Here is a 14,039-nt window from a genome sequence, read left to right as displayed (position 1 = left end):
TCCAAATGAAAAGCCGGTCTCGCAAGGACCGGCTTTTTGAATTCAGTCTGAAGAAAGTCGAAGCGGCCCAGGGTCTATTCTATGCCGTCTTTCTTCCATCAAACGATGCCTTTCACCGGGATCGATCCTGGAAACAACAACGGACCCGGCAAAAGCCGAAGAACATCCTGCACCGCTTCTGAGATATCTGAGGTGTTCATCCGTCCTGTCAAGAGCCCTGTTCGCTCTACCAAGCAACTCCTTGATTTCCTCCATGTCCCGGGAGGTTCTCTCAAACTGTTCAGTTAAACGGGAAATGACGCTATCGAATGCATCATTAACCGTTCCGGCAAATGCCTCACGAAGGGGGTCCAGAGACTCTTCCGTTTCCTTTTCTGCCATGCTTTATTTCCTTCCCTCACCGTTTAACCTGCGGGGCAAGTAGAAAAAATTTTTCGCTTTATGTCAAGAAATTATCCGTTCGAACTTACCACCCGCCAATTTTCGTCATCGCGAGCGACCGGAGGGAGCGCGGCGATCCAGAATCTACGGATCCTCTGGATTGCTTCGTCGCCTACGGCTCCTCGCAATGACGAAAAAGAAGGCTTTTTTAATGCGGGTTCGAAGAAAACTATTCCTCGCGGTGCGTCTTTTCCATCCGTTCGTGACGCTCCTGCGCTTCAAGGCACAAAGTGGCCACAGGACGGGCTTCCAGACGCGAAACCCCGATCGGCTCTCCCGTCTGTTCGCAATAACCGTATTCCCCTTCGTCAATACGCGCCAGCGCCGCATTGATTTTTGAAATCAGTTTGCGCTCGCGGTCGCGTGTGCGCAGCTCCAGAGAATGGTCCGTTTCCGCCGAAGCGCGGTCCGCAGGGTCGGGTTTTTGCAGCTCTGTTTCCTGCAGGGTATGCTGAATCGTATCGGACGTTTCCTGCAAAAGCTCTTCACGCCAGTCCAGAAGCTTCTGCCGGAAATATTCCAGCATCGTCGGATTCATATATTTTTTCGTATCTTTGGTCGGATCGTAACTTTCCGGCACCTTTGATTTTTTTGCTGCTGACATTTCCCTCTCCAAAAGCTTTACGTCAAAAAATGAAAGCGGCAACTATAGGCAGCTCTCACCGGGGGCGCAAGCCCCAAATTATACCCCAAATTATACCGATGGGGACGCGTTCAGACTTTTGCGCATCTTGGCGATTTCGACCTGCGCCCGCAAATCGATTTCATCCAGCAGGGAGGTTAAGGAAGGGTCCGTGATTTTTTCCCTGTGCGAGGCCACGACATCCGCAATATCCAGGCAATGCCCCAGTGTCAAAGTTCCGCTCAGCAGGGCCATCCGAATATTGTCCAGTCCGTTCAGAAGATCGTCGGCGCGCACATACATACGTTTGCGGGCCGCTCTCTCCGTCGGGTCCTCCGCCCCCTGCACGGCAAGCAGCGCATCCACCTGCGCGATCGACCGTGACGGCGCAGCCGCCGCCGTTTTAGCCGTTCCTGCCGCGACATACTCCCCGAAAGAAGCCTCCGTCTTACCGGTTTTCCCGGTCTTTCCGGACTTTGACGTCTGCTGCGTGCGCGATGGACCTTCGATTTTCATGAAAACCATCATAGCCCTTTTCCCGTGCCGAGTACAGCACGAGAATCCCCGCTCTTGCCGGAGGAAAGGCCGCCCGCCGGGACCATCCGGATCGTTTAATACTGATTCTGCGGAAGAAAGGCGGCTTTTTGAACCGCACCTGAATTCTGGGCCACTTCCGGCGCCCCTGTTTCGGGAGACGACGTTAGATAGTCGTTGTCACCCCAAGACGTCTCCTCTACAAGCTTGGCATAATCTCCGCCATTCTGCTCGTAGTCATGAACGCTTCCAATGGCCGCGCTTTTCAGCCCTTCCTCAATCCTCATCAGGGCCCGCGTATTTGGTTTATCTTCATCCCCACCCATCAGAGTATGATCTGTGGGTTCCAGATATATTTTCGCGTCTCCACCTTCCCCGTCATGTCCCGCCGCGCCGGACGCATCGACATGGTATTCATATTCATCCCTTCCGGCCATGACCGTCCCGTGCATCATGCCCGGAAATCCTTTTCGGGATAAGGTTTCAATCGTGTCCTTATGCGCCTGCTGCGCTGCGCCGGCGCTTCCAACAAAATCTACAACTTGTGATGCTCCCGTTCCCGCGGCCTCAATAACCATACTTTTTCCCCTATTAGCAACCTCAAGAGGCAACGCATCTGTCCACTGGTCCACATCACATTGACCGGCAGAGGCAAATTTCTCTGTCAATGTTTTCATTTTGCCCTCTCCTACATAAGGGAGTGCCTTCTCTGCCGCATAAGAGGTTACACAACTTTCCAGTGTTCTGGCACCCGGCTGGGCATTCAGATTGAGATGAGCCTGCGTCAGCGTTTTTCCAGCCTCGCTTATCCCCGCTTCCCCCAGACTTTTCCCCAGACGCGAGGGCGTATCGGCAATATAAACCGCCGTACGTACAACATCCATAAAGGCTTGCGTTAATCCTGAAATAACGGTTATCCCCTTGTTAAATATAAAATAATTCCTGTTCAGGGTAACATAAGAAATAGTATTCTGTAAAATTTCGTGCGGCAATTTTTGCCCGATCGGCGGAAAGGCTGGTTGTTTATGCCGATGAAAGAGATCGGCCCCGGACACAAAAAACACGCAACCTTTTGATTTGACTTGGAAATCTTATCCACCTGCTTTGGCATGAAGATCGCATCCCTTTCTGCATGGAAAACAATGCAAGGCAGAAAAATGCATTTAAACAATAAAGCGATGCGAAAAACGGTTCTGGGTCTCCTCGGTCTGGGAACCGTTTTCGTGTTGTTTGCTTTGACGCCGTCCGCCCCTGCCAACGCCAAAACAACCCGCATCAAGGATATCGTCGATTTCGAAGGAGTCCGGGAGAACCAGCTCGTCGGCTACGGTATTGTTGTCGGGCTGAACGGCACGGGAGATTCCCTGAACAACTCCCCCTTCACCGAACAAAGCCTGATCGCCATGCTGGAGCGCCTCGGCGTCAATGTCCGCAATCAGAACCTGAACACGGGCAACGTGGCGGCCGTGATGGTGACGGCGACCCTTCCCCCTTTCATGAATCAGGGCTCCAAGCTGGATGTCAGCCTGTCCTCCCTTGGGGACGCCAAAAGCCTGCAGGGCGGGACCCTTCTTGTGACCCCGCTGAAAGCGGCCGATGGCGAAGTTTATGCGGTGGCGCAAGGATCTTTGAATATCGCCGGATTTTCCGTCGAGGGCGATTCCGCCACCGTCATTAAAAACATCCCGACCACGGGACGTATTCCCGGCGGCGCAATTATAGAGAGAGAAATTGACTTCCGTCTCGAAGACCTGCAGGAAATCCGCCTTGCGTTGCGCAACCCGGATTTTACGACCTCCCGCCGGATCGCACAGGCGATTAACGGCTTTGCCTCCGCCCGTCTGGCCGAAGCGGAAAATTCCGCCAGTGTCGTCCTGCGCCGCCCCTCCAGCTATCCGGGATCCATTGTCGATCTCATCACGGACATCGAACAGCTTCCGGTCCAGCCGGACCAGATCGCCCGCGTCGTGATTGACGAGCGCTCCGGCGTCATCGTCATGGGCGCAGACGTAACCGTCAGCACCGTCGCCATCGCGCAGGCCAACTTAACCGTAAAAATCACGGAAACCCCGCAAGTCTCGCAGCCCAACCCCTTTGCCGAGCAAGGCACCACAGTCGTTGTGCCCCGTACGGACATCGACGTGAATACAGGGCCGGACGCGAAACTGACCGTTGTTGAAACAGGCGTAACGCTTCAGGACCTTGTCACCGGCCTCAACCGTCTGGGCATTCCGCCGCGCGACGTCATTACAATCCTGCAGGCCATTAAAACGGCCGGCGCCCTGCAAGCAGATATCAGGACGATGTAGATGGACAACCTGACCCCAAATACCACTTTGGCCCTGATGCAGGCAGCGCAAGCCGGCAATACCGGTCAAACGGGCGCGTTAAAAGAAGCGGCGAAGACAAAAAACGACGCGCATATCGATGCGGTCGCACAGGATTTCGAAGCCATGTTCATCTCGGAAATGATGAAACCCATGTTTGAAGGCGTGAAGCCTGACGAAATGTTTGGCGGCGGAAAAGGCGAAGAGATTTTCAGCGGCATGATGCTTCAGGAATACGGGAAAATGATCGCCCGGACCGGACAGCTTGGGATCGCCGCACAGGTCAAGGAAGAAATGATTAGATTACAAGAGGAAGCAGATCATGGCACAGCCCAAATCGAAACCGCAGGCAGCTAATAATAAGACAGCTAAAAAAACAGCTAAAAACGAAGGCGCCCTTGAAGGGCTCCTGCCGCAGGACCCCGACAAGGCCCTGCAGCAGGTGATGGAAACCGTCGAGGCCTTCAAACACGTTCTGATGCGCGAAACAAGCGCCCTGAAAGCGACAGACACCGAAGGGTTCCTGGCGCTTCAGGATGAAAAGCTGGACGTGGCGCGGGCTTACCAGTCCGGCATGTCGCAACTTCTCTCCCGCAAGGATGAAATCCGCCTCGCCTCTCCCGCCCTGAAAGAACGACTGGCAAACATGCAGCAGGATTTCCGGGCGCAGGCGCAGGCCAACAGGGACAGCATTGAGCGCATGCGCAAAGGAATGGAGCGTCTGGAACACCGGATTATGGGCGCCGCACGCAAATCTGCACAGAAAGAAACGGAAATTGTCTATGGCGCCAGCGGTCAGATGCAGCACAGCGGCAAAGCCTCCATGGGCGTGAATGAGTCAGTTTAGAATTAAGGTAAGGAAAACCGTATGATGGATTTAGCGCCGTTTTTAACACAGATTGTCACCGGGCAGGGAAAAACCGCTGCCGGGCCGGCGGGTCTTTTGCACGGCAAAACTGAGGGCGCTTCATCCGCCGGAGCATCCGGGGAAAATACGCTCAAATTTTTTGATCTGCTCTTCAGGCAAACGGCCCCCGCTTTGGAAACACAGGCCGGCGCAGAAAATACCGGAGCAGATACGAAAACGGAAGAAAGCAAAACAAACTTTACCCTTCCGGAACTGGCCATCCTGTCGCTAATCGACGATCAAAAACTGCCGGCCGACTTTAAAAACCTGCGGGTGGAGCGCATCGAGCAACGCATAGATGAGATCAACAAACTGGTCGATCACCTGACAAACGGCCTGCCCCCCGGCCTGCAGGGAAAACCTTTTGTCGCATTTCTGGTGCAGCGCCTCGACCACCGGATTGAAACACTGAGAGTCCGTCTGGACAGCCTCCAGTCCGGAGAGGTTTCACCCACAGGGGAAGAAAATCTGGCAGAAGCCGCTCCCCTTCCTCTCCTGATCGCCGCAGGCGTGAAACCAGCCGAACTGACAACGCTTGACGCGCGCATCCGGGAGGTAGAAGAAAAACTCGGACGCAAGCTGACGGTAGAAGATATTATCGCCGGTGTCGGCGGCCTTCTGCCTGTGCCGGAACAGCACGACCTTGCCGTGATCCCGCATGAAATCCTGCCGGATAAAATCATGCAAGGTGCGGCGGCCCCGAACACTGACCCGGAAACCGGAAAAGAAGCTCTTCCGGCAGCCGCAGGCCCGCTTCCTTTTGATGCGGAGCCGGGCGACGACATCGCCGCCGCGCTCAATGGAATTGTTGTGGGCGGCATGCAGGGCGGTGCGCAGGGCGGCGACAGTCCTGACGAAAACTTTTCAGCGGACAAACAGAATTTTCAGAAAACGAATACCCTTCAAAAACTGGTGGCAGGCGCTCTCGATGCGGGCGGCGCGGACAAGAAAGCCGACCGGATTATCAAGACAGGCTTCAGCAGTTTTCCGGGAATCCAAAACCATTTAAGCGGGGAATTAACCCTCCCCGGAAACTGGCAGACGGTCCCGTCGCAAGGCATTGACCTGTCCGGCTTCGATATCCATGCCGGCCTTCCTTTAAGTCCGGCCGCACAAGCGGCCCACGCGGCCACATCCGTTCCGCAGGCCGGACAGCCCCATCCGGCGGCGCAGATGGTTGCCCTGACTCTGACAAAAGCCGGGAAAGAAGGCTCCGCCAAAACCATGACCATACAGCTCGACCCGCCGGAACTCGGCCGCGTCAATGTCCGGCTTGAGTTCGGCCACGAAAACAGTGTGAGAGCGCACCTCCTGGTGGAAAAACCGGAAACCTACCTGATGCTCCAGCGGGACTCCGCCCTCCTGAACCAGGCCCTCCAGAATGCGGGACTGGATACGGACGGCAGCGGCGGCGGCCTTGATTTCGAACTGGCCGCAGACGGCGGCGCCTTCGACCGTCAGAACAATGAAAACGGAAACAGCGCCCCGGACCCTTCCGGCGAGGACATGGAGGCAGGCGATATTCTCGAAACAACCATGACATGGCAGGTCGACCCGGATAGCGGCCATGTCCACTACAACATTCTGGCATAAAGCAGGAGACAGGAGAAAAGAAGATGGTTTCAGACGTAACATTATCAGGCACGGCGCAAAAAGCGCAGAACACACTCCAGCAATCCGTCAAACTGGCGGAGGATTTCGATCAGTTCCTGACCCTGCTGACAACGCAGCTCCAGCATCAGGATCCGCTGGACCCGATGGATTCAACAGAATTTACAAACCAGATCGTTCAATTTTCGCAGGTAGAGCAATCCATCAACACCAACCAGAAACTGGACAATCTTGTCAGCCTGCAACTGGCGAGCATTTCTTCCGTCGCCCTTGGATATGTCGGCATGGACGTTTCCTACATCAGCGCGGAAATAAGCTATGACGGCGCGACGCCCGTGACGATCGACTACGCCCTGAGCGATCCGGCCGTAGACGCCAAAATCAACATCCGGGACGAGGCCGGCGAACTGGTCTACAGCAGCACCGTTCCAAAAGATGTCGGCGCAAATAAATTTACATGGAACGGTCTGGATACAAACGGAAACCCGGTTCAGGAAGGCACCTATTCCGTTACGATAGATGCGATCGATACCAACGACGACCCCATCGCAACCTCGACCGTTGTGTCAGGCCGCGTGCGCGGTATTGAAAGCCAGAACGGCGTTATCTTTGTCCTGATCGGCGAACGGGCCGTGCCCATTTCATCCATCATCAACGCAACATTGCCTGAAGAAGCTCCCCCTGAAGAAGAGGGGCAACAGGTTTAGGTTAAGTAAGGAAATTTTTGATTTAACACGCAGTTATTTAACAGCTTTAGCTTTTTAACAAGGAGGTAGCAATGAGCTTATTCGGATCCCTTTTTACCGGCGTATCGGGCCTTTCGTCGCAATCACAGGCGACAGCCATGATCGCCAACAACATCGCCAACGTGAACACCGTCGGCTTCAAAAGATCAGAGGCTGCCTTTTTCTCTCTGGTTACAACGGAAAGCCGCTCTTCGCGCTATTCTCCGGGGACGGTTTCCGTCAACCGCATCCAGCGCGTGGACCAGCAGGGCCCGATTCAATCCACCGTGTCTTCGACAGACGCCGCTATTTCCGGAAACGGATTTTTTCCTGTCAAACGCGACGGAGACAACTCGGCGCTGACCGAATATCTTTACACGCGAAACGGGCAGTTCAGCGAAGACGCCCAAGGGTTTTTGAAAAATTCCGCCGGGTTTTTCCTCTACGGATGGCCTATTGACACCAACGGAAACCTTCCGGCCAACCAAGGGGACCTAACCTCCCTTGTGCCCGTTGATGTGGCCTTCCTTGGCGGATTGACACGTCCGACGACAACAGCCGAACTTTCCGTCAATCTGGACGCTTCGGAAACAGAGGAAACGCTGGCTGCGGCAACGACTTCCGCCGCCGACTTCCAGCGGGGTCTCACGGTCTATGACAGTCTTGGAAGCCCCCAGCCTATCAGCTTCCAGTTTGTAAAAACCTACGGACCGCACGGAACTTCCGCAGGAACCATCGGAAGCCTGACGGCAACCACAAACCTGATAACCGATCTCGGTTTAACGCCCGCAGATCAGTTTACGGTTGCCATTGACGGGGGCGCCGTCTTAAGAACCTTTGATATCGGCGTTGCCGCCGGTGGAGACGTAACCGTCACCACACTGGGGGACATCATCACCGATATCAATACCAACGTTGCCGGCGTCTCGGCCTTCCTCGGCAATAACGGGGAACTTGTTATCCAGCGTGACCTGTTCACAGGCGGCGCGGCAGAATCCGTCGACCTTGCCAACCTGACCGGAACGCCTCTGGCAGGATTAGGTTTGGCGGCAGGTATATTCTCCTCCGACGACCTGAACAGTGCCACCTATGACAACGGTACGCCGGCGGATGCCCCCCCTTACAGCAGTGAAGAATTCCCGGCCTTTCAGAACCTTCCGGGAGACCCGCTCTACAACTCTCGCGGCTGGTGGCAAGTCACAATCCTTGACCCCAACAACAACCAGCTTTCCCGCGGCCTGATTAATTTTAACGGAGACGGGACCGTGAACGCGCTGCCTGACGGAAGCGGAAATATTGATATTGAACTCAGCAATATCAACTGGGGCAACGGATCCGAAGCCCAGAGCATCAATATTGATATCGAACGCTTCAGTCAGTTTGACAGCGACTATACGGTTCTGTTTTCCGACCAGAACGGTGCCGAGCTCGGTCTTCGGACGGGTATTGACATCGACCGCGACGGATTTGTGATTGCGCGTTTTTCCAACGGCGCCACATCACAACTGTACAAACTGCCGCTTGTCACCTTTGCCAACCCGAACGGGCTGCAGGAGGTTTCCGGAACGGCCTATACCGAAACGGAAGAATCCGGTGAGGAAAACCTGCGGGAAGCGGGATCAGGAGGCGCAGGCTTCCTTGAAGCATCAACGGTCGAAATTTCCAACGTGGATCTGGCGGACGAGTTTTCAAGGCTCATCATCACACAGCGGGCTTACTCCGCAAACACAAAGGTGATCAACACCGTCGACCAGATGACAGAAGAATTACTGAGACTTCGGTAGAAAACCGTAACAAAACGCTCTCGGTAAGAACGCGGCCCGGTCGTCCGGGCCGCGTTTTTTATTATGTGGGGAGAAAAGGGGAAGAAGCGGTTTACCCTCCCCTCTGCCATGTATATGATGACGGGCATGAAATCCGCCACCGCTACACATGCGCCCTCCCCGGAAGAGCGCCCTTTTGCCGACATTCCTTCCTGTGACCTGGAAACCGCGTTCAACAACTGTTTCCAGACAAGGAACTTCGTACAGGCGCTGGATATTGTTTGCGAATTGCTGGCGCGGGACCCGCACAACGAATTTCATAAAAAGCGCGCAGGCATTATCGTGCCGGAAATTGAAATTGCCGGCTATACGCCCCTGTTGAAGCAAACCCTGAGCGCCTGCCTGGATTCCCTGACCATCGCACATCAGCCTTTCTTCCGCGCATGGCTCACCACATTCTGGGAAGATCCGCTTCAGGAACCTCTGACCTCCCTGATGGAAGAAGAAAAATACGAAGATTTTGCAAAGCGCGTCCATTGGGAAACCCTGCGCCCCTGCCTGCGCGACCCCTTTCTCCTTCTGGGCCTGCGCACGCTGATTATGACGGACACCGTCATGGAAGACCTGCTGACATGGCTGCGCCGCTGGAGCCTTGAAAATCAGGAAATTCTGGAAGACGAAGACCTCCCTTTCCTCTGCGCGCTGGCCGAATATGCCTACCAGCGCGAATATGCGCTTCTTGAAACGGAAGAAGAAGCAAAGGCAGTTGATTCCCTGGCCTCAAAAGCCGGTAAAAACGCGCCCGCTTTGACTCTTGCCCTTTTGGGGTGCTACCGCCCCCTGCACAATTTCCTGACCGATGCGCCGGAGACAAAAGCCTTAAGAAATCTCATCACGCTGCAGGTCACGGAGCCTTTAACAGAAAGAGCACTGCGCAAAACCATTCCGGCGCTGACCTCCGTTGAAAACACCGTTTCACAAGACGTTCAGGCCATGTATGAGCAAAACCCCTACCCGCAATGGCGCTCCTTTGATACGGCCCCCCTTGTTCACACCGAGGTCGAGGCGGATATCCTCGTTGCCGGATGCGGCACAGGCTGGTTCGCCATTCAAATCGCGCTGGCCTTCCCGAACGCAAAGCTGACGGCCGTCGATTTGAGCCTGACAAGCCTGTCTTACGCCAAACGAAAAGCCCGTGAAATGGGGGCTTTAAATATCTCCTTTGGACAAGCCGACATTTTAAAGCTGGACCAGATGGAGGACACGTTTGACCTGATTGAATGTTCCGGCGTCCTGCACCACATGAAAAACCCCGAAGCCGGATGGGCCAGTCTTCTCACGAGGCTGAAGCCGGGGGGGCGCATGTTCATTGCGCTTTACAGTGAAACAGGCCGGAAATCGATCGTCGAGGCCCGCAGCCATATCGCGCAGGAAGACTATACGCCCGACATTCACGGCATCAGGCGCTTCCGAAAGGACATCATGGCCCTGCCCTATGACCACCCTTTATATGAAATTTCAGAGTATAAGGATTTTTACAATCTGTCGGATTGCCGGGACCTTGTCTTCCACATTCAGGAAAAGCGCTACACCCTGCCCGAACTAAAAACACAAATGGACGCGCTGGGGCTTTCTTTTCTGGGCTTTCGGGAACAGCCGAAACAAATACAAAACAGTTACATAAAGGATTTTCCGGAGGATGAGAGCATGACCGACATGGATAACTGGGGAAAATTCGAGGAAAAACATCCTCACCTTTTCAAGAAAATGTATCAGTTCGCCTGCTGCCGGAAAGGGGAAACCGACACCCCTTCCGCCGGCTTTCAAAACATTGACGCCGTGCCTCACTTTACGATAGGACGGCAAGCATGAAAGCCGCCCCCTTCCTTCTCCAGCCGGATCAAAACACCCCGGAAACGCTGTACGAGCAGGCCAAAACCTTCATAGAAGAAAAAGCGCCAAATAAAGCCGACCCCCTCATCGAAGAAATTCTCCGGCAAACGCCCGGCAATGTCCCCGCGCTCGAACTCAAGGCGGCTTCCTGCAACCTGAAAGGAGATTTCGCCAACGCCCTCGCGCTTTACCGGCTTTTGAAAAAGAATTTGCCGGACAATACGGCGCTGGATATCTCTATCGGTCAGGTTCTCTCCAAAAAAGGAAATTATAAAGAGGCCGTTATCTCTCTGGAAAAAGGGCTGGAAACCACCCCGAATGCCGGCGGATTTGCCGAATTGAGCCGCGCTTACCTGTCTCTCGGGAACAGGGAAAAAGCCAAAGAAGCCATCCTGAAGGCCCGGGAACTGGCCCCCGAAAATGCCGAACATCTTTATATGTACACTTGTTTTTTACACAGGCCTGAAAATGCAGGCGATCCTGTTTTCAAAACACTGGAACGTCTGGTTTCAAAAACGCAGGACGATCTGGAACTGTCCTACCTGCATTTCGCCCTTTTCAAAGCCTGCAAGGACACAGGAGAGGATGACGCAGCCTTTGACCACCTGACCCAAGCCTGCCGCCACAAACGGAAAACCTTCTCCTTCAACAGTGATAACACGCACGAATATATAAAGAGACTCCAGCTTTATTTCTCAAAAGAGTTTGTCCAAAGTTCCGGCATAAAGGGATGCCCGTCCGACGCGCCCGTTTTTATTCTCGGCCTCCCGCGCAGCGGCACCACGCTTTTGGAGCAAATCCTTCATGCCCATCCCGATATTATCGGCATCGGGGAAGATATGTTTTTGTTCTTCCTGATCGAAAACTACTCCAGCCTGCCGCCGGTGAACGGAGAAAAATACCCGCTACGGGCCAGTCCAACCAAACAGATGCTTACGCCGGAAGCTATCGCCAAGCAATATGAAGGCTATATCCGGGACAAAACCGGCGGAGCAAAGCGCATCGTGAACAAAGCCATCGGAAACCGTTTTACGGCGGGTTTTCTCAAGATTGCCTTCCCGAACGCCAAATTCATCCACATTCACCGCCACCCCATGGATTGCCTCTTTTCCTGCCTCAGCATCAATTTCACGGATATGACGCAGCCCTTCACTTACGATATGGAAGAACTCGCACAGCATTACCGCGACCACACCGCCCTGATGCGCCACTGGAAAGACGTGCTCGGAGAAAGCCTGCTGGACGTGGCCTATGAAGATATTGTTGCCGACACGGAAAAAGAGGCCCGGCGAATAATTGCGTTTTTGGGCATGCCCTGGGACGATGCCTGCCTGGAATTTTATAAAACGAAAAAAGCCGTCGCGACCGCCAGCGTTATGCAGGTCCGCCAGCCTGTATATACCGGGTCCGTCGGACGCTGGAAACGCTTTGGAAAACATCTCATCCCCCTGATTGAAGCGCTGGGGGAAGATGCGCCCGAAGACGCGCAGGCTTTTCTGAAAGACCAAAAAAGCGCATGAGCCCAAAAAACAGAAAACAGCGGCGGGCTGGACAAAAAGACCTTCCGCCTTTGCCCCTTCTTGAGCAAGCCATGGTCGCGGCCTATAAGGCGGAGAAATACGAACAGGCTTTTAATATCTGTTGCGATTGTATCCTGCGCGCGCCTGATAACGATCTTTATAAATTGCGCCTGTCGCAATTCGCTCCGGAGATTAAGAACAGCAGCTTTCACCCTGATTTGAAACGTGTTTTGCTTGCCTGCCTGAAAAGCAAAGCCCTCGACCATCAAAAATTTGCGGGGCTGTGGATCGCCTTTTTGCAAAAAGATCCCCTTCATCAGGCTTTAATGAATATTTCTGAAGACATGGCGCCGGATTCAGTGCTATGGCGCAATCTCCAAAGCTCTCTTCAGGATGAATTTCTTCTTGAGGGGCTCAAAAAACTGACGCTTCCAAATCGGAAAATCGAGAATATTTTCAAAAACTTGCGGCGTCTTTTTCTGGGGTGGTATCAAAAAGGAGAGATTCTCAAGACCAAGCATCTGCCCGCCCTGTCCGCTTTGAGCGCCCATTGCTTTTTCAACGAATATCTTTTCGATGAAACGGAAGAAGAAAAACAAATCATAGAAGACCTGCAAAAGGCCGGCCGCACGCCGCTTCATCTGGCCCTCTTGCATTGTTACCGTGCGCCCGATGAAACGGACCCCCCGCCAGACATCCCTTCTATCGGACATATAAAAGACAAAACATCCGAAAAAGTCCGCGCCATGTATGAAGAAAATCCATACCCCAGATGGCAAAGCGTTGACCTGCCCCCTTCCCCCCAAAAAGGGATTGAAGGAACCTGGCTGATCGCCGGATGCGGAACAGGCCGCCCGGCCCTGCAGGCAGCGCTTATGTTTCCGGATATTCATTTTACCGCGATTGACCTAAGCCTCGCTTCGCTGGCCTACGCCAAAAAGAAAGCCGGCGAATATGGCGCAGACAATCTGGAATTTATGCATTGCGACATTCTGGATCTGGACCAGATTGAAAAGACATTCGATATAATTGAATGCTCCGGCGTCCTGCATCACATGCAAAATCCCGAAGAGGGCTGGAAACACCTGATACGGCGGCTGTCCCCCGGCGGGCGCATGAATATCGGCCTTTACAGCCTTGCCGCCCGCGAAAGCGTTCAGGCCGCCCGGAAATATGCCGCGGAAAAGGGCTACCCGGCGACAACGGAAGGAATACGCGCCTTCCGGCAGGATATTTTTGCCCTCCCCGACACCCATCCGGCAAAAGCCGTATCGGCGCGGCGGGATTTTTACACCCTGTCCGAATGCCGCGACCTCGTGTTTCATGTGCAGGAGAAGAATTACACCCTTCCGGAACTGTCGGAAACCCTCAAAAAACTGGGACTGTCCTTCCTCGGATTCAGCACAAACACCCCCAAAATAACCCGCCTTTACAAGAAGACATACCCGGAGGACCCTCAAATGGCGAATCTTTCAAACTGGCAAGCCCTGGAAAAAGAATATTCCGGCCTTTTTATCGGCATGTACCAATTTTTATGCTGCCGCGAAAGCGAGATAAAGTCCCCCTGCCTGCCCTTTGAAAAAATAGAAAAATCCTTGTTTTTCAAATAGTAAGCAGGTTTTTTTCGATTCCTTCTTGCGGGGAATACACCTGTTAACTATTTGCAAAAACTTGACTTTTTGGTGTTAACGCCCCC

General features: G+C 53.8%; 13 protein-coding genes. 9 read left to right on the top strand and 4 right to left on the bottom strand.

Annotated features, from left to right (window positions below; all coding sequences use genetic code 11):
* Positions 1–42: 42 nt before the first annotated feature.
* The 4 genes from H6853_05260 to H6853_05245 all read right to left on the bottom strand — a co-directional run bounded on the left by H6853_05260 (position 43) and on the right by H6853_05245 (position 2,481).
* Entirely contained in the window at positions 43–381 is a 339-nt protein-coding gene (locus H6853_05260; protein USO02959.1) for a hypothetical protein, read from the bottom strand.
* Between the two features lie 229 nt (positions 382–610).
* Positions 611–1,045 (bottom strand): RNA polymerase-binding protein DksA, encoded by a 435-nt coding sequence (gene dksA, locus H6853_05255; GenBank protein ID USO02958.1) that lies wholly within the window; start codon positions 1,043–1,045, stop codon positions 611–613.
* Positions 1,046–1,135: 90 nt separating this feature from the next.
* On the bottom strand, positions 1,136–1,579 hold the full coding sequence (locus H6853_05250; GenBank protein USO02957.1) for a flagellar assembly protein FliX: 444 nt from the start codon (positions 1,577–1,579) through the stop codon (positions 1,136–1,138).
* Positions 1,580–1,674: 95 nt separating this feature from the next.
* Entirely contained in the window at positions 1,675–2,481 is an 807-nt protein-coding gene (locus tag H6853_05245; GenBank protein USO02956.1) for a hypothetical protein, read from the bottom strand.
* A gap of 294 nt (positions 2,482–2,775) precedes the next feature.
* On the opposite strand from H6853_05245, the gene H6853_05240 reads away from it, so the two are divergent.
* The 9 genes from H6853_05240 (at position 2,776) to H6853_05200 (ending at position 13,953) form a co-directional block, all read left to right on the top strand.
* The gene (locus tag H6853_05240; protein USO04609.1) at positions 2,776–3,906 is read left to right on the top strand and encodes a flagellar basal body P-ring protein FlgI; all 1,131 of its coding nucleotides are present in this window, start codon (positions 2,776–2,778) and stop codon (positions 3,904–3,906) included.
* Positions 3,907–4,281 carry a rod-binding protein gene (locus tag H6853_05235; protein USO02955.1) on the top strand — a complete coding sequence of 125 codons (375 nt, stop codon included), beginning with the start codon at positions 3,907–3,909 and terminating at the stop codon, positions 4,279–4,281. It begins immediately after the preceding gene.
* Complete coding sequence (locus H6853_05230; protein USO02954.1) at positions 4,247–4,771, top strand: flagellar protein FlgN; 525 nt, start codon at positions 4,247–4,249, stop codon at positions 4,769–4,771. Before H6853_05235 ends, H6853_05230 begins: the two co-directional genes overlap by 35 nt.
* Before the next feature lie 21 nt (positions 4,772–4,792).
* Positions 4,793–6,424, top strand: a complete 1,632-nt coding sequence (locus tag H6853_05225) for a flagellar hook-length control protein FliK (GenBank protein ID USO02953.1) — start codon at positions 4,793–4,795, stop codon at positions 6,422–6,424.
* Between the two features lie 23 nt (positions 6,425–6,447).
* A complete protein-coding gene (locus H6853_05220; GenBank protein USO02952.1) occupies positions 6,448–7,149 on the top strand; it encodes a flagellar hook capping family protein in 702 nt (233 codons plus the stop codon).
* Between the two features lie 71 nt (positions 7,150–7,220).
* Positions 7,221–8,951 carry a flagellar hook-basal body complex protein gene (locus H6853_05215; GenBank protein USO02951.1) on the top strand — a complete coding sequence of 577 codons (1,731 nt, stop codon included), beginning with the start codon at positions 7,221–7,223 and terminating at the stop codon, positions 8,949–8,951.
* 126 nt (positions 8,952–9,077) lie between these two features.
* A complete protein-coding gene (locus tag H6853_05210; GenBank protein USO02950.1) occupies positions 9,078–10,802 on the top strand; it encodes a class I SAM-dependent methyltransferase in 1,725 nt (574 codons plus the stop codon).
* Positions 10,799–12,343 carry a sulfotransferase gene (locus tag H6853_05205; protein USO02949.1) on the top strand — a complete coding sequence of 515 codons (1,545 nt, stop codon included), beginning with the start codon at positions 10,799–10,801 and terminating at the stop codon, positions 12,341–12,343. Before H6853_05210 ends, H6853_05205 begins: the two co-directional genes overlap by 4 nt.
* A complete protein-coding gene (locus H6853_05200; protein USO02948.1) occupies positions 12,340–13,953 on the top strand; it encodes a class I SAM-dependent methyltransferase in 1,614 nt (537 codons plus the stop codon). The genes H6853_05205 and H6853_05200 overlap by 4 nt, the downstream gene beginning before the upstream one ends.
* The last annotated feature ends 86 nt before the right edge of the window (positions 13,954–14,039 follow it).

The sequence above is a fragment of the Rhodospirillales bacterium genome (assembly GCA_023898765.1).
In the GTDB taxonomy this organism is placed as follows: Bacteria; Pseudomonadota; Alphaproteobacteria; order Micavibrionales; family Micavibrionaceae.
This window is presented reverse-complemented; position numbering and strand designations above follow the sequence as displayed.